At 73.0% G+C, this 22,917-nt stretch carries 15 protein-coding genes; 9 read left to right on the forward strand and 6 right to left on the reverse strand.

The annotated features are described in order from the left end of the window. Positions 1-19: 19 nt before the first annotated feature. The 3 genes from ABZ479_RS29170 (at position 20) to ABZ479_RS29180 (ending at position 6,021) form a co-directional block, all read left to right on the forward strand. Positions 20-2,110 (forward strand): SpoIIE family protein phosphatase, encoded by a 2,091-nt coding sequence (locus ABZ479_RS29170; protein ID WP_500464336.1) that lies wholly within the window; start codon positions 20-22, stop codon positions 2,108-2,110. A gap of 110 nt (positions 2,111-2,220) precedes the next feature. Beyond that, entirely contained in the window at positions 2,221-3,180 is a 960-nt protein-coding gene (locus ABZ479_RS29175) for a polyphosphate kinase 2 family protein (RefSeq protein ID WP_500464337.1), read from the forward strand. 57 nt (positions 3,181-3,237) lie between these two features. Continuing rightward, the gene (locus ABZ479_RS29180) at positions 3,238-6,021 is read left to right on the forward strand and encodes a cation-translocating P-type ATPase (protein ID WP_500464381.1); all 2,784 of its coding nucleotides are present in this window, start codon (positions 3,238-3,240) and stop codon (positions 6,019-6,021) included. On the opposite strand, the gene ABZ479_RS29185 is transcribed toward ABZ479_RS29180, so the two are convergent. Together ABZ479_RS29185 and ABZ479_RS29190 are read right to left on the reverse strand one after the other, a co-directional pair. Then, positions 5,982-7,082, reverse strand: a complete 1,101-nt coding sequence (locus ABZ479_RS29185; protein WP_499601961.1) for a sensor histidine kinase — start codon at positions 7,080-7,082, stop codon at positions 5,982-5,984. The two genes, ABZ479_RS29180 and ABZ479_RS29185, sit on opposite strands and share 40 nt — an antisense overlap. Further along, positions 7,079-7,744, reverse strand: coding sequence for a response regulator (locus ABZ479_RS29190; protein ID WP_500464338.1), 666 nt, complete (start codon positions 7,742-7,744; stop codon positions 7,079-7,081). Before ABZ479_RS29190 ends, ABZ479_RS29185 begins: the two co-directional genes overlap by 4 nt. Before the next feature lie 174 nt (positions 7,745-7,918). Here ABZ479_RS29190 and ABZ479_RS29195 point away from each other — a divergent pair, with 174 nt between their 5' ends. Further along, a complete protein-coding gene (locus ABZ479_RS29195; RefSeq protein ID WP_500464339.1) occupies positions 7,919-9,142 on the forward strand; it encodes a DUF418 domain-containing protein in 1,224 nt (407 codons plus the stop codon). 41 nt (positions 9,143-9,183) lie between these two features. Here ABZ479_RS29195 and ABZ479_RS29200 read toward each other — a convergent pair whose 3' ends face one another. Continuing rightward, complete coding sequence (locus tag ABZ479_RS29200; RefSeq protein ID WP_500464340.1) at positions 9,184-11,034, reverse strand: Na+/H+ antiporter NhaA; 1,851 nt, start codon at positions 11,032-11,034, stop codon at positions 9,184-9,186. A 308-nt stretch (positions 11,035-11,342) separates the two neighbouring features. Between ABZ479_RS29200 and ABZ479_RS29205 the strand changes: the two genes are divergently transcribed. From ABZ479_RS29205 to ABZ479_RS29220, 4 genes are all read left to right on the forward strand, one after another. Beyond that, the gene (locus tag ABZ479_RS29205; protein WP_500464341.1) at positions 11,343-13,946 is read left to right on the forward strand and encodes a Pls/PosA family non-ribosomal peptide synthetase; all 2,604 of its coding nucleotides are present in this window, start codon (positions 11,343-11,345) and stop codon (positions 13,944-13,946) included. A 178-nt stretch (positions 13,947-14,124) separates the two neighbouring features. Beyond that, positions 14,125-16,602 carry an ATP-dependent Clp protease ATP-binding subunit gene (locus tag ABZ479_RS29210; RefSeq protein WP_500464342.1) on the forward strand — a complete coding sequence of 826 codons (2,478 nt, stop codon included), beginning with the start codon at positions 14,125-14,127 and terminating at the stop codon, positions 16,600-16,602. A 93-nt stretch (positions 16,603-16,695) separates the two neighbouring features. Further along, positions 16,696-17,115, forward strand: a complete 420-nt coding sequence (locus ABZ479_RS29215) for an SHOCT domain-containing protein (protein ID WP_500464343.1) — start codon at positions 16,696-16,698, stop codon at positions 17,113-17,115. A 54-nt stretch (positions 17,116-17,169) separates the two neighbouring features. After that, positions 17,170-17,781 (forward strand): HdeD family acid-resistance protein, encoded by a 612-nt coding sequence (locus tag ABZ479_RS29220; RefSeq protein ID WP_500464344.1) that lies wholly within the window; start codon positions 17,170-17,172, stop codon positions 17,779-17,781. Between the two features lie 15 nt (positions 17,782-17,796). Here ABZ479_RS29220 and ABZ479_RS29225 read toward each other — a convergent pair whose 3' ends face one another. The 3 genes from ABZ479_RS29225 to ABZ479_RS29235 all read right to left on the reverse strand — a co-directional run bounded on the left by ABZ479_RS29225 (position 17,797) and on the right by ABZ479_RS29235 (position 22,280). Continuing rightward, positions 17,797-20,100, reverse strand: coding sequence for a SpoIIE family protein phosphatase (locus tag ABZ479_RS29225; RefSeq protein WP_500464345.1), 2,304 nt, complete (start codon positions 20,098-20,100; stop codon positions 17,797-17,799). A gap of 93 nt (positions 20,101-20,193) precedes the next feature. Continuing rightward, a complete protein-coding gene (locus ABZ479_RS29230) occupies positions 20,194-21,414 on the reverse strand; it encodes a PP2C family protein-serine/threonine phosphatase (RefSeq protein WP_499601948.1) in 1,221 nt (406 codons plus the stop codon). Between the two features lie 284 nt (positions 21,415-21,698). After that, on the reverse strand, positions 21,699-22,280 hold the full coding sequence (locus ABZ479_RS29235) for a TMEM165/GDT1 family protein (RefSeq protein ID WP_500464346.1): 582 nt from the start codon (positions 22,278-22,280) through the stop codon (positions 21,699-21,701). A gap of 333 nt (positions 22,281-22,613) precedes the next feature. Between ABZ479_RS29235 and ABZ479_RS29240 the strand changes: the two genes are divergently transcribed. Further along, entirely contained in the window at positions 22,614-22,808 is a 195-nt protein-coding gene (locus ABZ479_RS29240) for a DUF3046 domain-containing protein (RefSeq protein WP_500464347.1), read from the forward strand. Positions 22,809-22,917: the final 109 nt, after the last annotated feature.

A 22,917-nucleotide genomic window follows, 5' to 3' on the forward strand; every position in this document is an offset into this window, starting at 1 on the left:
GCCGACGGAGGTGGTTGCAGTGGCGCACGGCGGCCCACCCGCCCCCATGGGCGACGCGGAGGCGGCGATCCTGCGCGCCCTGTTCACCCAGTCGCCGGTGGGGCTGCACGTCCTCGACCCGGAGCTGCGTGTCGTCCGCGTCAACATGGGCACTCCGGCCATGCGCGGGGTTCGGCCGGAGGACCTCCTCGGGCGCTACTTCCGCGACGCCTATCCCGTCGTCTCGCCCGACGACGTGGAGATACGCGTGCGCCGCGTCCTGGAGACGGGGGTGCCCCTGATCGAGGACGTCGTCAGGACACGCGCGGTCACCGGGAACGGCGCGGAGCACTCCTACGCGGTGTCCGTCTTCCGTCTGGAGGACCCGGACGGGACGGTCCTCGGCGTCGCGCTCGCCGTCGTCGACGTGACCGAACGGGAGAAGGGCCGGGCCCGGCTGCGCGTGCTGAACAGGGTGCGCGACCGGGTGGGCCGCACCCTGGACGTGGTGGTGACCTGCGAGGAGCTCGTCGGCGCCCTGGTGCCGGCCTTCGCCGACATCGTGGTGGTGGAGGTCGTCGACGACGTGGTGCGCGGTGACGACCCGCCGCTGTCGCCGCTGCCCCGGGGGACCCCGCTGCGGCGGGCAGCGTTCGGCAGCAGCGCGGGGGCGGGGCAGCCCCAGGCGTACCCGGTGGGAGACGTGCGGAGCCTTCCCGACCCGACCCCGTACACCCAGGCGCTGTCCGACCTGCGGCCCCGGGTGCTGCGGCTGCACACCGGACTGCCGTGGCTGGCCACCGACCCCGCCCGCGCCGAGGCGATCCGCGCCTCGGGGGCGCGGACGCTGCTCACGGTGCCGCTGACGCTGCGCGGCACCGTGCTCGGGCTGATCAGCCTCTACCGCACCGAGCGGCTGGAGCCCTTCACGGAGGACGACGTCGAGATCGCCCTGCAACTGGCCGACCACACCGCCCTGTGCGTCGACAACGCCCGCCGCTACACCCGGGAGCACACCGTCGCCGCGACGGTGCAGCGCCAACTGCTGCCCCGCCGCCCGGTGTCGCACACCGCGCTGGAGACCGCCTACCTGTCGACGGCGCGGGAGAGCGCCGCCGGGTCCTGGTACGACACCATCCCGCTGTCCAGCGCCCGCACCGCGCTGGTCGTCGGCGACGTCGCCGGGCAGGGCATCCACGCCACCGCCGGCATGGGCCAGTTGCGCACCGTGATCCGCTCGCTGAGCGCGTTCGACCTGGGGCCCGACGAACTGCTGGCCCGGCTCAACGACATCACGACCCACCTCGCCGCCGAGCGCGCCACCCTGCCGGCGGCCGACCCGCTGCACCGGGAGGCGCTCACCGCGGCCTGCGTGTACGCCGTGTACGACCCGCTGACCCGCCGGTGCACCATGGCCCGCGCCGGGCACCTGGCGCCGGTGATCGTACGGCCGGACGGCAGCGCGCGGATCGCGGAGATCCCGGACGGGCCGCGGCTGGGCACCGTCGGCGGCGCGCCGTTCGCCGCCGCTGAACTGGACATCCCCGAGGGCAGCGTCCTGGCCTTCACCAGCTCCCCGGTGCTGTCCCTGCACCTGGCCGGCGGTTCCACCCCGCTCAAGGGCGTCCCGCCGGGGCGCGGACGCCCGCTCCAGGAACTCTGCGACGAGATCATGTACACCCTCCCCGTCGGCATCGACCGGGGCGTGCCCATGCTCCTGCTGGCCCGCACCCACCCCTTCCCGCAGGACCGCGTCGCCGCCTGGCCGCTCGGCGACGGCCTCACGGCGGTCGCCACCGCGCGCAGGCTCGTCCGCGACCGGCTCGCCGTGTGGGGGGCGGACGAGGACACCGCCTTCAACACCGAGCTGATCGTCAGCGAACTGGTCACCAACGCCCTCCGCTACGGCAGTCCACCGATGCGGCTGCGCGTCATCAACGACCGCATGCTGACCTGCGAGGTGCGGGACGCCAGCCCCGCCGCCCCGCACCTGCTGCACGCGCGCACCGTGGACGAGGGCGGCCGCGGGCTGTTCATCATCGCCCAGCTCGCCGACCTGTGGGGGACGCGGTACGCGGAGGACGGCAAGACCATCTGGACCGAGCAGGCCCTCCCCCCGCCACGGGTCTGAGGACCCCGCCGGCGCACCCGTTCAGGCGAACGGCCCCGGTCCGTTTGACGCACCGTCCGGGGCGGCGGAACGTGGCGGGTACCCCCCGCTCGTAGAAAGGCCGGACGGCGATGGCGGACACCCGGACCAGGCGCATAGCGAAGTTCATCGAGCCGCTGCGTGTCGAGCCGGGGTCCACCGTGGACCTGGCCAGGGACTTCGACCCCCGGTACAAGGGCAGCCTCAGGAAGCGGGACGGCGCCGGCCTGCTGAGCACCGGCGTGTCGCTGCTGGCCGAGTACCAGGCACGGCTGGCCGCCCAGGACACCTACGGGGTGCTGCTCTGCCTCCAGGCACTCGACGCGGGCGGCAAGGACGGCACCATCCGCCACGTCATGAGCGGGGTGAACCCGCAGGGAGTGCGGGTCAGCAGCTTCAAGGTGCCGTCCTCGGAGGAGCTCGACCACGACTACCTGTGGCGCTACGCGCAGCGGTTGCCCGAGCGGGGCGAGATCGCCATCTTCAACCGCTCCCACTACGAGGAGGTCCTCGTCGTCCGGGTGCACCCCGAGGTGCTCCGGCGGCAGAAGCTGCCGGAGCGGCCCAAGGCGGCCGGCATCTGGGAGCGCCGCTACCGGGAGATCAACGACTGGGAGCGCTACCTGACCGACAACGGCTTCAAGGTCGTGAAGGTCTTCCTCAACCTCTCCGAGGAGGAGCAGCGCACCCGCTTCCTGAAGCGGATCGACCTCCCCGAGAAGAACTGGAAGTTCTCCGCCGCCGACGTGCGGGAGCGCCGCCACTGGGACGAGTACCAGGAGGCGTTCTCCGAGATGCTGTCGGCCACCAGCACCAAGCACGCCCCCTGGTACGTCGTCCCGGCGGACCGGAAGTGGTTCGCGCGGATCTGCGCCGCGGCGGTGCTCGTCCACACGCTGATGGAGATCGACCCCCAGTACCCCACGCTCGGTGACGAGGCGCGGCGCGACCTGCTCACCGTCCGGCGGGAGTTGGAGGCCGAGGCCCCCGAAGGGGCGGCGGCCGACCCGTACGCGGCCCGGCGGCGGACGAAGGACGCGCGGCGCCCCTGACCCGGGGCCCGCCGGACGGCGACGGCCGGACGCCGTGACCGGATCGGAGGCATGACGATGACGGTGCAGCCCACCCCGGAGGGGGAACGGCCCGCGTCCAGCGAAGGCTGGTACGCGCGGTCCCCGCAGGACGTCGCCATGGCGTTCGGGGTCGACCCGGACGCCGGCCTGCCGGCGGCACGGGTGACCGAACTGCTCGCCGTCCACGGCCCGAACGCGCTGCCCGAGGAGAAGCCGCCGCCCGCCTGGCGGCGCTTCCTCGACCAGTACCGCAGCTACATGCAGATCATCCTGGTCGCCGCCGCCGTCGTCTCCTTCCTGATCGCACAGTGGAGCACCGGCATCCTCCTCGTCCTGCTCACCCTGCTCAACGCCGTCGTCGGGCTGCGCCAGGAGGGCAAGGCCGAGAGCGCCATGAACGCCCTCAAGTCGATGATGAAGGCGACCGCCCGGGTACGGCGCGACGGCACCGAGTCGCAGGTCCCGGCCGAGGGCGTCGTCGTGGGCGACGTCGTGCTCCTCGCCGCGGGCGACCAGGTCCCGGCCGACGGGCGGATCGTCCGGGCCAACGCCCTGCAGATCGACGAGTCCGCGCTGACCGGCGAGAGCGTCCCCGCCGCCAAGGACGCTGGCACCCTGCCCGCCGGCGCCGCACCCGTCGGGCCCGGCGACCAGACGAACATGGCCTTCATGAACACCCCCGTCACGCACGGGAGCGGCGTCATGGTCGTCACCGGCACGGGCGCCGGCACGGAGCTGGGCAAGATCTCCGGGATGCTGTCGGCCACCGCCAAGGAGCAGTCGCCGCTGACCAAGGAGCTGGACGACCTCACCCTGTGGATCGCCGCGGCCGCGGGCCTGACGATGGTCGTGATGTTCGCCCTCGGCCGCGCCCGCGGCCAGGAGTGGGACGCGCTCTTCGTCAGCGCCGTGTCCCTGGCCATCGCCGCCATCCCCGAGGCACTGCCCACGGTGACCCAGGTGATCCTCTCGGTCGGCAGCCTCAACCTGGCCCGGCGCAACGCGATCGTGAAGGAACTGCCCTCCGTCGAGACCCTGGGCTTCACCTCGGCCATCAACTCCGACAAGACCGGCACCCTGACGATGAACCAGATGACGGCCGTCGAGGTGATCAGCCCCACCGACCGCTACACCGTCTCCGGCACCGGCTACGGCCTGGCGGGCCGGATCCACCACGCCGCGGGCTCCTCCGCGGGCATCGAGGACGCGATCCTGCCGTACGTGGTGGCCAGTGACGCGAAGCTGGTGGACGGAACGGTGGTCGGCGACCCCACCGAGGGCGCGCTGCTCGTCCTCGGCCACAAGGCCGGGCTGGACGTCGAGGCGACCCGGGAACGGCTGCCGCGGCTGGCCACCCTGCCCTTTGACCCCGACTACAAGCTGATGGCCACCTTCCACTCCGCCACCGACGCCTCGGGCCGCCCCATGGTGCGGTGCTTCGTCAAGGGTGCGGCGCCCGCGGTGATGGCGCGGGCCGCGACCGCCCTGTCCGCCGGCACGACCGTCCCCTGGGACGACGAGCTCAGCCGGCGCGCCCATGGTGCCGTCGAACGGATGGGCGGCGAGGGACGCCGTGTCATGGCCGCCGCCACGCGCGACCTGGATCCCGCCGCGTTCGACCCCTCGGGCGATCTCCTCGCCTTCGTCACCGACCTGCGGATGACCAGCCTCGTCGGCATGATCGACCCGCCCCGTGACGAGTCCCGCGACGCCGTGGCCGACGCCCAGGCCGCCCACATCAGGGTCCGCATGGTCACCGGCGACGACGTCACCACCGGCGCGGCCATCGCCCGGCAGCTCGGCATCCCCGGCGAGGCGGTGCTCGGCGCCGACTTCGCCGCGCTGCCGGAGGAGGAACGGCTCGCCCGGATCGACCGCATCGGCGTGGTCGGACGGGTCGCGCCCGAGCACAAGGTGCTGCTCGCCGACACCCTGAAGAAGAAGGGCGAGGTGGTGGCGATGACCGGCGACGGCGTCAACGACGCCCCCGCCATCAAGGCCGCGGACATCGGCATCGCGATGGGCAGCGGCACCGACGTCGCCAAGAACGCCGGCCGCATGATCCTCTCCGACGACAACTTCGCCACGATCATCCACGCGGTGGAGGAGGGCCGGAAGCTCTACGACAACCTCACCAAGTACATCCGCTTCGTCCTCCTGCTGCTGGTCGCCTTCGTGCTGACCTTCCTCGGCGCCACCCTGTTCAACATCGCCGCCGGCGAGCCCTTCACCCCGGCCCAGGTGCTGTGGGTGCACTTCGTCGTCAACGCCCCCTTCGGCTTCGCCCTCGGGTTCGACCGGGAGAGCCCCGGCCTGATGCGCCGCACGCCCCGGCCCCGCGGGCAGTCCGTGCTGACCGGGCCCGTGCTGGTCACGGTGGGGCTGAGCGGGCTGGCGATCACCGTCATCCTGCTCGCGCTGATCAAGGTGGGGGAGAGCCACTTCCACAGCGCCGCCGTGGGCAACTCGATGGCCTTCACCGCCTTCGCGCTCTGCCTGGTCGTGGCCGCGTTCGAGTGCCGCAGCGAGACGGCGTCCGTCCTCACCACGTCCACCTTCGACAGCAAGCAGATGAACTGGGCGGCGCTGTCGGAGTTCGTCCTCGCCGTGCTGGTCACCCAGGTGGACGGCTTCCGGCGGATCCTGGGCACCACCGAGATCGACCTGCGGCAGTTCGGCTGGGCCCTGCTGTCCGCCGTCGTCCTGCTGCTCCTGTGGGAGCTCGGGAAGCTGATCGCACGCCGGGCGCGGGCCGCGTCCCGCGCCCGCACGACGCCGCTTCAGCTGCCCGCGGCGGGCAGTTCCAGCCTCAGCTCGTAGCCGCCGTCCGCCGTGGGACCCGAGGTGACGGTGCCGCCGAGCAGCGCGGCGCGCTGCCGCAGGCCGACGAGCCCGTAGTGCGCGCTGGGCAGCGGGAGCGCGGGCCGGGTGGGGGCGGTGTTGGTGACCGTCACCCGGACCTTGCCGCCCTGGTGGCGGATCCGGACCCGCGCCGAGGCCCCGGGCGCGTGCTTGCGCACGTTGGTCAGCGCCTCCTGGACGGTGCGGTAGACCGCGCGCTGCACCGTCGGCGGCAGCCCGTCCGGCAGGTCCGGCTGCAGCTCCGCCTCGATGCCGCTGCCGCTCACCAGTCGTTCCAGGTCGGCGAGGGAGGGCTGCGGGGTGAGCTCGGTGGGCCGGCCGCCGGCGGCGCGCAGCACGCTGACCATGTGCCGCAGCTCGTCCAGGGTCTGCACGCTCAGCCGCCTGATGGTCGCCGCGGCCTCCTTGACCTCGGCGTCCTGCGTGCCGACCTGCAGCGCCCCGGCCCGTACGGCGATCAGGCTGACCTGGTGGGACACCACGTCGTGCATCTCCCGCGCGAGCTGGGCGCGCTCCTTGGCCAGCACGGTCTGCGCGGTGAGCAGCCGTTCGTGGTCGCGGGCCTCCGAGATCTCGGCGAGCCGCAGCGACAGGTCCCGCCGGGCCTGGACCAACTGGCCCAGGAAGACCGGGGCGGCGGCCGTCGCCGCCGTGTAGCTCAGCGTGATCAGCGTCGAGGGCTCGGACAGGTCGAACTTCGGCGCCGGCCACGGGGCCATGTCCGCGATCGTGAAGGCCAGCGCGCAGCCCGCCAGCAGCCACCGGCGCCGGGTGAACGAGGCGAGCGTGTAGAGCGCGGCCAGGGTGGCGAAGGCCGCGTCCGAGACCAGTACGGCGGGCAGTGCCAGCACGAAGGTGGTCAGCGGCAGGCGCCGGCGCAGCATCAGCGCGACCGCGCCGCCGAGGGCGCAGCCCAGGCGCTCCGGCTCCGCGGGGTCGACGTTCACCCAGATGTCGAACAGCGCGACCGCCACGACGACGAGGTCCACCACCGGAGGCGACGGACGCCGGAACCTCATCCGCCCTCACCGTCCTGCGGCCGCTTGAGCAGCCCCGCGCGCTCCGCGAGCAGCGCGGCCTGCACCCGGCTGCCCACCTGCAGCTTGGTCAGGATGGCGCTCACATGGTCCTTCACGGTGCCCGTCCCCAGGTGCATCCGCCCCGCGATGTCCGCGTTCGACAGGCCCTCGGCGACCAGCAGCAGGACGGCGCGCTCGCGGTCGGTCAGCCGGGCCACGCCGCGGGTCGCCGACTCGTGCGGGCCCGCGCCCAGGTACCCGTCGACGACCGTCCGGGTGACCTTGGACGACAGCACCGCGCCGCCGTCGGCCAGGGTCCGCACCAGGAACGGCAGTTCCTCGGGGTCGGTGTCCTTCAGCAGGAAGCCGGCCGCGCCCGACCGGAGCGCGGTGGCCACGTACTCGTCCATGTCGAAGGTCGTCAGCATCGCCACCACCGGAGGCTGCGGCAGCCGGCGGAGGCCGGCCAGGACGGTCAGCCCGTCCACGTCGGGCATCCGGATGTCCAGCAGGACGACGTCGGGCTGGGACTCCTGCGCGGTGCGGATCGCCTGCCCGCCGGGCACGGCGGCGACGACCTCGATGTCGTCCGCCGCGTCGAGGATGCGCTGGAAGCCCGTACGGATCAGGGCCTCGTCGTCGACCACCAATACCCGGATCACGCGTGCTCCACTCACCACCGGACCCCTGTCCGATTCCTACCACGCCGCGGGCGGTCCGGCGGGGACCCGGGCCGCGTCCGGCCAGGTGACGGGGGAGCGGGGGTCAGGAGGCGGAGGCGGTTCCGGACGACTGCCGGATGGGGCGCCGCGGGCGGTCTGCACAACCCTGGAGCAATGACCAACGTAACACCGGGCGCCCCGCGGGAAGCGGCGCGCGCGGTGGGACAGGGCCCGACCACGGGCCGCCTGGTGGGACTCGACCTCGCCCGCGGACTGGCGGTGCTCGGCATGTACGCGTCGCACGTGGGTCCCGATCCTCCCGGCGGCGGGCCCGTGGGCTGGGCGGCGGAGATGTCCCGCGGCCGCTCCTCGGCGCTGTTCGCGCTGCTCGCCGGATTCACGCTGGTCATCCTCACCGGCCGGCCCGAGCCGCGGACCGGGCGGGCCGGACGGCAGGCCGCCGGCCGGGTGCTCATCCGCTCCGCGGTCCTGGTGGTCCTGGGCGGGGTGCTCACGGCCCTCGACACCTCGGTGAACGTGATCCTCGCCTACTACGGCCTGGCCCTCGCCCTCGCGCTCCCGCTGAGACGGCTGCGGAGCGCACGCGATCTGGCGCTCGTCGCGCTCGTGGCCGCCCTCGTGCTGCCGCAGGTGCTGTACCCGCTGCGCGTGGCGGCCTACGGCGGGGGATGGGCCGACGTCCTCGCCGACCACGACCCGGTGGCCGTGGTCAGCGGCGGGGACGGCCTCCTCGACCTGCTCGTCACCGGCGACTACCCGGTGCTCACCTGGCTGCCGTTCATCGTCGCCGGCATGGCTGTCGCCTGGCTCGACCTCGGCCGCCCCGGCGTACGCGCCAGGCTCGCCGGGTACGGCGGCGTCCTCACCGCGGCCGGCTACGGCGGGTCGTGGCTCGCCCTGCACCTGGTGCCGGGTGCGCTCGGCGCGGTGGGCGCCGCCACGGACGGGGGTCCGGCCGGGGCCGCCTGGTGGTCCGACGCCGTCGGCTCACCCGGGTACACCACCCCGGCCTGGCTGCTCGTGGCCGCACCGCACAGCCAGACGACCTTCTCGATCCTGGGCAACACCGGCGTCGCCCTCCTGGTGCTCGCCGGCTGCCTCGTCCTCGTCGACCGCTCGGCGGGCCTGCGGCGTCTGGCCGCGCCCGTCATCGCCGTCGGCTCGGTCTCGCTGACCGCGTACGCCGGGCACATCGTCGCCCTCGGCGCGTTCGACCTCGACGACCAGGACCGGTCCTACACCGGCGCCGTCGCGCTCTGGCTCTGCTTCACGGCGACGGCCGTGCTCGCCGCCCTCCTGTGGACCCGCGTCTTCCGGCGCGGCCCCCTGGAGTACGTGCTCCACTCCGTCACCCTGCCCGCCCGTCTCATTAACTGACGCCGTCCGGGGTCCGAGGGCAGGCATCCGCCCGGCGGGCGTCAGTGGTGGAGGGCCGCCTTGGCGTGTTCCAGGGCGACGCGGACCGCCGCGGAGAGGGTCTCGATGTCGTACGCACGGTAGTGGCGGCGGCCGTTGATGAAGAAGGTCGGTGTGCCCGACACGTGGCTCAGGTCCGCGGACTCGGCGTCCTCGGCGACGCGGACCGCGACGGAGCGGGTCTCCATGTCGTGCCGGAAGCGGTCCATGTCGAGCCCCACCGCCACGGCCAGCCGCTCCAGTCCGCGGACGTCCAGCGCCTGGGGGTGGGCGAAGATCTGGTCGTGCATCTCCCAGAAACGGTCCTGCTCGGCCGCGGCCTCCGCGGCGCGGGCGGTCTGGACGGCGTGCGGGTGCACGTCGGCGAGCGGCAGGTGGCGCCACACGTACCGGACGTCGCCGAAGTCGGCGAGCAGGTCGCGGATGACGGGCTCCGCCTCGCCGCAGTAGGGGCACTCGAAGTCCCCGTACTCGACGACCGTCACCAGGGCGTCGTGCGGGCCGCGGATGTGGTCGCGCTCCGGGTCCACGGGGACGGCCAGGTCCTCCAGTTGCTGCGCCTTGCCGAGCAGCGCCCGCCGCCGCACCGCCCGGGGCAGCCGGGACAGCACGAGCGTCACGCACCAGGTGAGCAGGAAGGAGAGGAGCACCGCGGTGAGGATGCCGACCTTCGCCTCGGCGAGCCGTCCGCCCTGGAACGCGCGGGCCGCGATGAGCAGCGCGATGGTGAAGCCGATGCCGGAGATGGTGCCGCCGGCCGTCACCGCGCCCCAGCCGACCGGGGGGCGCAGCCGGCCGCGGCTGAGCCGTGTGGTCAGCGCCGAGGCGCCCACGACGCCGAGGGGTTTGCCCACCACATAGGCGACGACGATGCCCAAGGTGACGGGAGAGGCGAACGCGGCCGTCAACTGCTGCGCGTCGAGGGTGATGCCCGCGTTGGCCAGGGCGAAGGCGGGGACGATCAGATAGCTGGTCCAGGGGCGGAACAGCTCCTGCAGCCTCGAGTTGAGCGACACCGACAGCGCCAGGCCGCGCCGGGCCGTGCGCTCCAGCGCGGGTGTCGGCTGCTCTCTAAAGCGCAGGTAGAGCGTGCTCGCCCGGCGCAGGTCGGCGCCGCGCGCCGGATGGTCGCAGGCCATGAGACCGAGCGCCAGCCCGGTGACGACCGGGTCCACCCCGGAGCCCAGCAGCGCGAACCACACGGCCACGCCGGTCAGCGCGTAGGCGGCGCCGCGGAACTCGCCGCAGGCCCGAACGATGCACGTGGACGCGCCGAGCCCGACGACGAAGATGCCGATGGCGACGAGCAGTTCGGGCCAGGAGATGCCGCTGGTGTAGGCGAACGCGATGACGGCGAGTGCGATGAAGTCGTCGACGACCGACGCGGTCAGGATGAACGCCCGCGTGGCCGCCGGGAGTCTGCGGCCCAGCAGGGCGTACAGGCCGAGGGCGAAGGCGGTGTCCGTGGAGATCACCGTGCCCCAGCCGCGCGCGTCGGGTGTGCCGTGGGTGAAGGCGAGGTAGAGGCCGAGCGGTACGAGCATCCCGGCCAGTCCGGCCGTGGTCGGCAGGGTGATCCGGGTCCGTTCGCGGAACTCCCCGAGGTCGAACTCCCGGCGGGCCTCCAGGCCGACGATGAAGAAGAACAGCGTCATCAGCCCGCTGTTGATCCACTCCCGCAGGTCGAGCGACACCCCCTGCGAGCCCAGGGTGAACGACAGACGGGTGTGCCACACCGACTCGTAGTTCTCCGGCGCCAGGTTGGCCCAGGCCAGGGCGATGACCGTGGCCGCCAGCAGGAAGCCGGCGCCCGCCGTCTCGGTGCGCAGGAAACTCAGGCGCGGAGTGGTCACGCCGGGGCGGCGCGGAGTCTGCCCCGTTGCTTGCAGTGACGAGAACGCACCCACCCGCACATCGTGGCACGACCCCGCGGCGGCGGCCTGTCGCGCGGCCTCCCGGGCGCACCGCCGGTCGGCCCGGCGGGCCGCCACCCTACGCACGGTGACCGCTCCAGCCGTCGCGGGCCCGGCGGTTGGCGCCCCGGCGCGGGACGTCCGAGACTGCAAGGAGACGACTTCTTCCCGTACGGCCGGACACGTGCCCACGACCTCGTGGCAGCGGGCCGCTGGGTGCGGACGGTCGTGGACCCTCAGGGGATCACATGGTGGACAAACCCGCCGACGTCCGTCGGCGCGATCAGGACGAGGCCCCGACCGCCGGGGGTGATCGTGCCGGTCCCCGGACCGGCACGGAGAGGATCCTCGCGGAGACCCTGTCCGGTGTCGTCCACACCGGACAGGTCCGCGTCGACAGCCACTTTGTCGACAGCCACTTCTTCGACGACCTGGGCGCCGACTCGCTGGTGATGGCGCACTTCTGCGCGCGGTTGAGGAAGCGGCCGGACGCCCCCTCGGTGTCGATGAAGGAGATCTACCGCCATCCCACCGTCCGCAGCCTGGCCGCCGCCCTGGACGAGGCCCCTCCGGCCCCCTCCGCGGCTCTCTCCGCGGCTCCCGCTCCGGCCCCCTCCGCGCCCGCACCGCGGCCGGCGGCTGGACCACCGTCCGGCGCCCCGCACTACGTGCTCTGCGGGGTGCTGCAGCTCGCCTTCTTCGTGGCGTACTCCTTCGGCGCCGCCCTGGTGCTCACCAAGGGCGTGGACTGGATCGCCGGCGCCTCGGGCCTGGTCGACACCTACCTGCGGGCGATCACCTTCGGCGCCGTCACCTTCGCCGCGGTGTGCCTGCTCCCCATCGTCGCCAAGTGGGTGCTCGTCGGCCGGTGGCGGCCCCGGAGGATCCGCATCTGGAGCATGGACTACCTGCGCTTCTGGTGCGTCAAGACGCTCATCAGGTCGGACCCGCTGGTCTTCTTCCACGGATCGCCGCTGTACACGCTCTACCTGCGCGCGCTCGGCGCCAGGATCGGGCGGCGGGTCACCGTCCTGTCACGGCGCGTGCCGGTCTGCACCGACCTGCTCACCATCGGCGACGACACGGTGATCCGCAAGGACGTGTTCTTCTCCTGCTACCGCGCCGAGTCGGGGGTGATCCGGACCGGCCCCGTCACGCTCGGCAGGGACGTCCTCGTCGGCGAGGTGACGGTGATCGACGTCGACACGGTCATGGGCGACGGGACCCAGCTCGGGCACGCGTCCTCGCTCCACGCCGGTCAGCGCGTGCCCGACGGCGAGCACTGGCACGGGTCCCCGGCCCAGCCGGCCGACGTCGACTACCGGGCCGTCGGCCCCGCCCGCTGCGGCACGGCGCGCAGGGCGGGCTACACGCTCTCGCAGCTGCTCGGAGCGGTCCTGGTCTACGTGCCGCTGGCCGTCGCCGGCACGGTGCTGCTGTTCGCCGCCGTGCCGCAGTTCGCCTCGCTCCTGGAGCCGGGCCCCAGGGCGCTGACGACCTGGGCGTTCTACTCCGACGCCCTGGTCACCTCGGTCGCCCTGTTCTTCGGCGCGGTGGTGCTCGGCCTGCTGTTCACGGTGACGGTCCCGCGCGTGCTGAACCGGGCCGTCAGACCGGACACGGTCTACCCCCTGTTCGGCTTCCGGTACGGGATGCACCGGACCATCGGCTTCGTCACCAACCGGCGCTTCTTCAAGACCCTGTTCGGCGACAGCTCGGCCATCGTCCACTACCTCGGCGGCCTGGGCTACCGGCTCTCCCGCGCGGAGCAGACCGGGTCGAACTTCGGCACGATCATGAAGCAGGACAACCCGTTCCTCAGCACCGTCGGCCGGGGGACGATGGTGGCCGACGGACTGTCGATCATCAACGCCGACTTCTCCAGCTCGTCCTTCTGCGTCTCGCGGGTCACCATCGGGCCGCACAACTTCGTCGGGAACTACGTCGCCTACCCCTCGCAGGGCAGGACGGGGGACAACTGCCTCCTGGCGACCAAGGTCATGGTCCCGGTGGACGGGAAGGTGCGGCAGGACGTCGGCCTGCTGGGCTCGCCCAGCTTCGAGATCCCGCGGTCCGTCCTGCGCGACAGCAAGTTCGACCACCTCAAGGACGGCGAGACCTTCCGGAGCCGACTGGCGGCCAAGAACAAGCACAACGTCCTCACCATGGCGCTGCATCTGCTCGTGCGATGGGTGTTCTTCTTCTGGGTGGCACTCGTGGTGTCGGTGGCCGCGGACCTGTACGCCGCGCTCGGGGTGTCGGTGATCGCGCTCGCCAACATCCTCACGCTCGCCTTCACGGTCGCCGACATGGTGGTCTCCGAACGCATCGCCACCGGTTTCCGGGGACTGAGGCCGCTGTACTGCTCGATCTACGAGCGTCCCTTCTGGCGCCACGAGCGGTACTGGAAGGTCACCAGCGTGAGCGAGGCGATCATGGTCTTCAACGGCACGCCCTTCAAGGGCGTCGTCTGGCGCTGGCTCGGCGTCCGGGTGGGACGGCGCGTCTTCGACGACGGGTGCTACTTCCCGGAGCGCTCCCTGGTCAGCATCGGGGACGAGTGCGTCCTCAACGAGGGCAGCCGGATCCAGTGCCACTCGCAGGAGGACGGCACCTTCAAGTCCGACCACAGCGCCCTCGGGGCCGGCTGCACCATCGGTGTCGGCGCCCTCGTCCACTACGGCGTGACGATGGGCGACAGGACGGTCCTCGCGCCCGACTCCTTCCTGATGAAGGGCGAGGAGATGCCGGACGGCGCCCACTGGGCCGGCAACCCCGCACGCGAGATGCCGGACGAGCTGCCGGTGCCCCCGGCGCACCGCGACACCAGGCCCACCGCCCGGACCGGCTGAGCGCCCCGCCCCCGCCCGGGTCCGCCCGCGCCGAGCGGCCCGCCGGGGCGCGTTCCGCGAGCGTGCGGCCACTGCGGTGGCAGGTGCGTCCGATCGGGCCAACACTGGTGGAGTACGGGCAATTCGACTACGGCGGGCGCCACTCAGCCGTTGTGTGCCCGCCGGACGGGTGGGCAAGGTGACGACTTCCCCCTTCGGGTCCGGCGACCCGTTCTCCGACCTCTTCAACCGCTTCTTCGGGATGAGCCCGGCGGCATCGCCGCCCGCCGTCCAGCGCGTCCCCATCGGGCGCCTGCTCAGCGACTCCTCGAACGAACTGCTGGCGGCCGCCGCGAGCCGGGCGGCCGCGGACGGCGCCGACCTCGACACCGAGCACCTGCTGTGGGCGGCCACCCGCGTGGCCGCGGGCCGGCAGTTGCTGGAACAGGCGGGTGTGGACCCCGACCGGCTGGCCGAGGACGTGGCCGCGGTCCTGCCCTCGGGCACCGGGAGCGGGGAGCCCGCGCTCACCCCGGCCGCCAAACGCGCCCTGCTCGCCGCCCACGCGCGCTCCCAGGCCTCCGGCGCCTCCTACATCGGCCCGGAGCACATCCTCGCCGCGCTCGCCGACGACCCGCACTCCGGCCTGGAGATGCGCTCCGAGGGCGGCGATCCCACGGCCCTCGCGGGCAAGGCCGGCGGCAGCCGGCCGGCGCCGACCGACACCCCGACGCTCGACGAGTACGGCCGCGACCTCACCGAGGAGGCGCGCGGCGGACGGCTGGACCCGGTGGTCGGCCGCGGCGAGGAGATCGAGCAGACCGTCGAGGTGCTCTCCCGGCGGACGAAGAACAACCCCGTCCTCATCGGGGACCCGGGCGTCGGCAAGACCGCCATCGTCGAGGGACTCGCCCAGCGGATCGTGGCCGGGGAGGTGCCCAGGTCCCTGCGGGACCGCCGGGTGGTCGGGCTGGACCTGGCCGGACTCGTGGCCGGCTCCAAGTACCGCGGCGAGTTCGAGGAACGCCTGAAGAAGGTGATCGACGAGGTCACCGCCGCGAAGAGCAGCGTCATCCTGTTCATCGACGAACTCCACACCGTCGTCGGCGCCGGGGCGGGCGGCGAGGGCGCCATGGACGCGGGGAACATCCTCAAACCCGCCCTGGCCCGCGGTGACCTGAGCGTCGTCGGCGCCACCACCATCGACGAGTACCGCAAGTACATCGAGAAGGACGCCGCCCTCGAGCGGCGCTTCCAGCCGGTGATGGTGCCCGAACCCTCCGTCGACGAGACGGTCGAGATCCTGCGCGGGCTCCGCGACGCCTACGAGGCGCACCACCAGGTGCGTTACACCGACGAGGCGCTGGACGCCGCGGCCGCCCTCTCCGACCGCTACATCAGCGACCGTTTCCTGCCCGACAAGGCGATCGACCTCATGGACCAGGCCGGGGCCCGCGTGGGCCTGCGCTCCCTCGGCGGCCCGGGCCCGTCCGACGAGCTGGAGGAGCGCCTGACCAAGCTCCGCCGCGAGAAGGACGAGGCCGTCAGCACCGAGGACTTCGAGCGCGCCGGCGGCCTCAAGGAGCGCATCCGGGACCTGGAGCACGAACGCGCCGCGATGGCCGCGCAGCGGGAGCAGACGCCCGGCGTCACCGCCGAGGACATCGCCGAGGTGCTGTCCGCGCGCACCGGCATCCCGGTCTCCCAGCTGACCGAGACCGAGCGCGAGCGGCTGATGAAGCTGGAGGAGGCCCTCCACAAGCGGGTGATCGGCCAGGACGAGGCGGTCGACGCCGTCGCCCAGGCCGTGCGCCGCGGACGCGCGGGCATGGGCGACCCCGACCGGCCCACCGGCAGCTTCCTCTTCCTCGGCCCGACCGGCGTCGGCAAGACGGAACTGGCCAAGGCCCTCGCCGAGCTGCTCTTCGGCGACCCCGAGCGCATGATCCGCTTCGACATGAGCGAGTTCCAGGAGAAGCACACCGTCTCCCGGCTCGTCGGCTCCCCGCCCGGCTACGTGGGGTACGAGGAGGCCGGGCAGCTCACCGAGGCGGTCCGCCGCAAGCCGTACAGCGTCGTGCTGTTCGACGAGGTCGAGAAGGCCCACCCGGACGTCTTCAACCTGCTGCTGCAGGTCCTGGACGACGGGCGCCTGACGGACGCCCAGGGACGCACCGTGGACTTCCGGAACACCGTGGTCATCATGACCAGCAACATCGCCTCCAAGCACATCCTCGACCACGAAGGGGCGATCGACGACATCAGGGACGACCTGATGGCCGAGCTCCACGCCCACTTCCGGCCCGAGTTCCTCAACCGCATCGACGAGATCATCGTCTTCCACGCGCTGACCCGGCCGGACCTCGTGCAGATCGTCGACCTCCTGCTGGAGCGCAGCCGCCGCAGGCTCCACGCCCAGCAGGTCGGCCTCGAGGTGACGCAGGCGGCCAAGGAGTGGCTGGCCGACCGGGGCCACCAACCGGAGTTCGGCGCACGGCCGCTCCGCCGCACCATCCAGACCGAACTCGACAACAGGCTCTCCAACATGCTGCTCGACGGCACCCTCAACCCCGGGGACACCGTCGTCGCCGACGTCAAGGACGCGCAGTTGTCCCTCTCCCTCAAGGAGGGCGAGGCGCGGGAGCCGGCCGATGGGGCGGCACCGTCGGAGAGCTGACCCCGGCTCACCGAGCCGCACACGGGCGGGCATCCGCCCCCGGTCCGCGCCCTCCCCGCAACCGTACGGGGCGGGCGCCAGGAGGAGACGGAAATGACCGGTCACCTGTACCTCGCCTACGACTACCCGGTCCTGGGCGCGTTCTGGACGATGATGTGGATCTTCCTGTGGGTCCTGTGGATCTTCCTCATCGTCCGCGTCGTGATGGACGTCTTCCGCGACGACAGCATGAACGGATGGGCCAAGGCGGCCTGGCTGCTCTTCGTGCTCGTCCTCCCCTTCGTCGGCATCCTGGCGTACCTCCTCTTCCGCGGCTCGGGCATGGGCAAGCGCGAGGCGGAGCAGATGCACGCCCGCCAGAAGGCGTTCGACGACTACGTCCGCGAGACCGCGGGCGGCACCGGCACGGCGGCGGGCGGGGTCGACGCGCTCGCCAAGCTCTCGGAGCTGAAGGCGAAGGGCGACCTGACGGAGGAGGAGTTCCAGCGGTTCAAGGAGAAGGTCCTGCACTGAGCCGTCCTCGTCGCGCGGCGGCGCACGCCGCCGCGCGCTGCGCCGGGAGACACCATGAACGCACCGTACGGACACGCCCCGACGCAGGGGCCGGCCGACCCCGAGGAGGTGCTCGGCAAACTGGGCGGCTCCTGGGGGTGGTCGCTGGGCTTCGCCCTCGCGACGCTCGCCGCCGGGGTGATCGTGCTGGTCTGGCCGGACGAGACGCTGCACGTGCTGGCGGTCGTCATCGGCCTCTACCTGCTGGCCACGGGGGTGTTCCGCTTCGTCACGGCGTTCTCCCGCCCGGACGGCGGCAGCAGGGTGACGGCGGTCGTCGTCGCGGTCGTCGCCGTGCTCGCCGGGGTGCTCTGCCTGCGGCACCCGCTGCAGACCGCGGCTGTGCTCTCCCTCGTCCTCGGCGCGTACTGGCTGGTGTCCGGGCTGCTCGTCGGGTTCGTCGCCGTCACGGGGCGGGACATGCCGCACCGCGGCATGGCGTTCGCCGTGGCCGCGCTCGGGGTCGTCGCCGGTGTCGTCGTGCTCGCCTTCCCGGTGCAGTCGGCGGTCGCGCTGGCCCGCCTGATCGGGCTGTGGCTCGTCCTGCTCGGCCTCGCCGAGGTGGCGGCGGCCCTCGCACTGCGCTCGCTCGCCGCGCGGCCGGCGCCGCCGCGCCCGCCCGGCTGATCAGGGCCCGGCTGATCAGGGCCCGGTGCCGCCGTCTGTCTGCGCCGGCGCCGGGGTCCGCAGCGTCTGCTCGGCCCAGATGGTCTTGCCCTCGGCGTGGTAACGGGTGCCCCACTGGTCCGCGCAGCGGGAGATGATGAACAGGCCGCGGCCGCTCTCGTCCAGGGTGCGGGCGTGCTTGAGATGGGGCGCGCTCGCGCCCCCGTCGCTGACCTCGCAGGTCATCGTGGCGTCCAGGACGAGTCGCAGTTGCAGGGGCGGCGCCCCGTACCGCACCGCGTTGCCGACCAGTTCGCTGACGATCAGCTCCGTGGTGAAGGCCGTCTCCTCGTCGACCCCCCACTGCGCCAGCCGGCGCCGCGCCATCGACCGTGCGATGGGCGCCGCCTCCGCGTCGCTCGGCAGCGGGCAGGTCAGCACCCGGTCGCCGGGGAACCCCCGGGTGCGGGCGAGCAGCATGAGCAGGTCCCCGGGCCGGCTGCCGTCGTTGACGGCGTACGCGAAGGCGTCGCTGAGCTCCTGCAACGGACCCCGGCCGTACCGCTCCAGCAGGCCGTGCAGCGTCCCGGAGCGCGGGTGCAGCAGGTCCGTCAGCGAGGAGGTGCCGAACAGCAGGGTGGTGCGGTCGGGCAGGGTGACCGTGGTCGCGGTGAAAGGGGCGTTGCCCGACTCGGCCAGCAGCGGTCCGGGGGAGACGGGCAGCGCCTCGATCGCGCCGTCGGGGAAGACGGCGACCGGCTGCGGGTGCCCCGCGAGGGCGATGGTGCAGGTGAGGTCGAGCGGGTCGTAGACGGCGATGACGCACTCCGCGGTCAGCGGCTCGCGGTGCAGCGGGTCGCCGGCAGGGAGCGCCGCCCGTTCCTCCGCGAGCCGGGTCGCCGTGTCGCTCAGCCGCGCCAGCAGTTCCTCGGGCTGCAGGTCGAGCGCGGCGAGGGAGTGGATGACCGTCCGCAACTGCCCCATGGTGGTGGCGGCCTCGACGCCCCGCCCCTTGACGTCACCGGCGACCAGGGCCGTCCGGGCGCCGGGCAGGGGGATCACGTCGAACCACGCCCCGCCGCCCTCCACGCCCGGCAGGTGGAGGTGGGACGTCTCCAGCGCGATCCGCGGTGACGGCCGCTGCGGCAGCAGCCGGCGCTGCACGGTCGCGGCGATGGTGCGCTCGCGGGTGAAGCGCCGGGCGTTCTCGATGCACAGCGCCGCGTGGGTGCACACGTCCAGCGCCAGCCGCACGTCGTCCTCGTCGAAGAGGTCCTCGTCGTCGTGCCGGTAGAAGCTGACCAGGCCCAGCGCCTCACCGCGCACCGCCAGCGGCGCCACGATCAGGGAGTGCACGTTCTGCCGGCGGATCGCGTCGGCGCGGGCCGGGTCCGCCGCCAGCCACATGGTGTCCTCGTCCACCGGGACGAGCCGCGGCTTCAGATCGGCCAGCACACGGGCGAACGGGGTGCCGTACGGCAGGTGCCGGACGTCGCCCACCGGGTACGCCGACACCTTGCCGCGGTAGGCGGCCCTGCGCAGCGGCACGTCCCGGTCGACGGGGACCAGTGGCGGCACCTCGCCCCGCACGACGTCCTCCACGACCTCCACCACCACGATGCCGGCGAACGCCGGGACCACCGCCTCCGCCAGTTCCTCGCAGACCGCCACCACGTCCAGCCGCTGGCCCACCCGTTCGCGCACCGAGTCCAGCACGGCCATCCGCCGGCGGCTCGTCTGCCGCTCGGTGACGTCGGAGGCCGCGGCCACCAGTCCCAGCACCTCGCCGTGCGGGCCCTCCAGACGGAAGACGGAGGAGAGGTACATGCGCCGGCGCGGCCGCCCCTCGCCCAGCGCGCCGCGCACCAGGCGGTTGAGCACCGGTTCCCCCGTCTCGAGCACCCGCCGGGCGACCTCCTCCTCCGTCACCGGGTCGTCCAACTGGAATACCTCGCCGAAGGGCCGTCCCGGGCTCAGCGGCGCATCGTGCAGCGCCCGCGTCGCGCTGTTCATCCGCACCAGGCGCAGCTGGTCGTCGAGGACGTGCAGACCCACCGGGGCCTGCGTGAACATCACCTTCAGCAGCGCGGCGTCCCGCTCGCCCAGGGTGTCGCCGTCGCCCGCGCGCACCTCCCACATCACGGCGGCGCCGCGTAGGAGCGGCCGGACGAGCAGCTCGCCGCGGGCCAGGGCGGAACCGGGCTCGCGCACGAGGTCGGCGACGGGCCGCCCCACGGCGCCCTCGGCGGGCAGGCCGGACAACTCCTCGGCCCCCGGCCGCCACTCCACCACCCGCCCGTCCTCGTCGACGAGCAGGAGCACGTCACCGCCACCCGCCATCCGCACACACCTCCCACCTCACCCTCCCCCACCCCACCAGCCCCCGCACCCCGGCGTTTTCCCCCGGGGGGACGGCCCGCGGCCGGGACCGCGTCAGGAGGTGAGGAGCCGCTCGTCGGACGGCGCGGGGGAGGGCGAGGGGAACCCGTCGCCGTACCGCACCGCGATCATGGCGATGTCGTCGTCGAGCTTGACGGCGCCGCCGCCCACGTGCAGGGAGAGCCCGTCGAGCACGTGCTGGAGCAGCTCCTCCGGGCGGGAGCCCGGCCAGGCGGCCACGTGCGCCCCCAGGTCGTAGAACTGCCCGGCGTCGTTGCGGGCCTCGATGGCCCCGTCGGTGTAGAGCAGCAGCGTCGCCTCGTGGCCGAAGGGGAAGGTGTCGACGACGTAGTCGTCGGCGTTCAGGCTGCCCAGGCCGAGCGGGGGAGCGGGCACGGCCGGCGACAGGAGCAGGGTGTCGGAACGCTGCGCCATGTAGGGCGGGGGGTGTCCGCAGTTGACCATGTGGATCTCGGCGCAGTCGTCGGGGACCTCCAGGACCAGCGCGGTGATGAACCGTTCCACGGCGTCGCTGTCGGTCCGCCCGGTCTCCTCGAAGTGGCCGCGCACCGCGTGCTCCAGGTCGGCCACCAGCTCCGGGAGCGAGCCGAACTTGCGGGCGGCCCCCCGGAACGCCCCGAGCAGGGCCTCCGCGTCCTCGACCGCCGGCAGCCCCTTGCCCTTGACGTCCCCGATCAGGAAGCGCACCCCCGCGGCGCTCCTGGCCACCGCGTACAGGTCCCCGCCGATCTGCGCGTACGGATGGGAGGCGTGGTACGTCGCCCGTACGAGCAACGGCCCGATGCGCGGGGGCAACGGGCGCAGCAGGACGCGCTGGATGGTGTCGGACACGATCCGCACCTCCATCAGCTCCCGGACGCTGCGGTCACGGATGCTGCGTGAGGCGATGACGAAGGCCGAGACGAGGAGGATCTCCAACTGGTGCACGGCAGGTATGGAGGTGCCGAGCAGGTCGTCGTGCACGTCCAGCACGAAGGCGGCGACACAGGACAGCGCGGCGCTCAGGGTCGTCGTCCCCGGCCCCGCCAGCACGGCCGTGGTGGCGGGGACCACCACCATCAGCGAGGCGAGGTGTTCGGTGGGCGGCAGGATGAAGCCGGTGACCACGATGGAGCCGATCATGAACAGCGCCAGCGCCAGCGGCCCGTGGCCCTGGGTCACCTGCGTCACCCAGGAGGGGCCGGTACCGGAGCCGGGCGGAGCCGCCCGCCGCCCGGGCAGCCGCCGCAGGCGGTGCGTGAGACTGTCCTTCATCGCGGCTCCGGGTCCCCGCCGGGGCCTGGAGCCGGAGCACGAAGGTCGTCCTCCAGCGCTGCCGATCGCATACACCGAATGTACGCCCGCCAAACATCCCGGGTCATCACGGTGCTTAATGGCGCCATTCGGAAAAAGCGGACGAAATGCGGAAGTGTGACGGGTGGTGGGCCCGGGGGGCAGGCCGGGGCGACCGCACGACGCCCGCCGGGAACGGCGCCCGGTGGTCCGGACGCCGGCCCGTGAGCGGCCCGTACGCGGGCCCGTGAGCGCCCGCTGAACCGTCAGCCCGTGAAGGCCTCGACCAGGGTCCAGGCGGCCAGGCCCGCCATGCAGACGCCGCCGACCCGCTGGATGGTCTTCAGCGGGACCTTCTTGGCGATGAACCGGCCCACCACCAGCGCGAGGGCGGAGACCGCCATCAAGGCGGCGGCAGAGCCGATCGCGGTCGGCAGCCAACCGTTGGTGGCGGCCAGGTTGGCGGTGGTGATCTGCGTGAGGTCGCCCCACTCGCTGATGAACACGGCCGTGAAGGCGGTGGAGTACACCGGCCAGAAGCCGGTCACGGTCCTGCCGGCCTCGTCGTGGTCGTCGTCGCCCCCGCCCCGCAGCAGCATCACGGCGCCGAAGGCGAACAGGGCGGCCGAGACCAGCTTCACCGCCATGTTCGGCAGCATGCCGATCAGGCTGCCGGCGCCGACCGCGATGGCCACGTGCACGACGAAGGCGGTCGAGGTGCCGAACCAGACGTACAGCGGCCGCATGCGCGTGCCCATCGCCAGGGAGGCGAACATCGTCTTGTCCGGGAGCTCGGCGAGGAAGATCAGCCCGAAGGCGGTGACGAGCGCCAGGGGGTCGAAGGTCATTCCGGTGCTTTCTGCTGGGGCCGGACCGCGGACTCGACGGCACCCAGGGGGCGACGGGGAAGCGCCAACGGCCCGGCACGACGGAGCGGCCCGCACGGAGGCGCGGACCACGTCTTGCCTTGGCCGAAGGTCTCGTCCACCCCCGCACCAGGTGCGGCGGCCCGGTGGCCGGGACGTCCACGGACGTCCAGTGTGTCGACCAGCCGGTATTGCGGGACTACTCCCCTTCGCTTCACCCAGTGTACCCAACGCTCCGGCCGGCCCCGGGCGGCGGGCGGGTGCGCCGGTGTGCGACGCCCGCACGTTCGGCCCGCGGCGCGGGATACTGGGCGCATGAAGCTGACGGTGTTCTGGGAACGGATGCGCGCGCACTTCGGCGAGGCGTACGCCGACTCCTTCGCGCGCGACCACGTGATGTCCGAGCTCGGCGGCCGGACCGTGCACCAGGCACTGGACGCGGGCTGGACGACCAAGGACGTGTGGCGGGCGGTCTGCGCGGCCGTCGACGTTCCGGCCTCGCGCCGCTGAGCACGGGTGAGACTGGGGCCGTGGCGGGAAGCGACGAGACGATAGACGGGGCGACCGAGGGTCATCGGTCGCCGGGGGATCCCGGGGAACCGGGAAGCGGAACGGGTAC

Origin of the sequence: Streptomyces sp. NPDC005722 (assembly GCF_040630935.1) — a bacterium.
Taxonomy (GTDB): Bacteria; Actinomycetota; Actinomycetes; order Streptomycetales; family Streptomycetaceae; genus Actinacidiphila.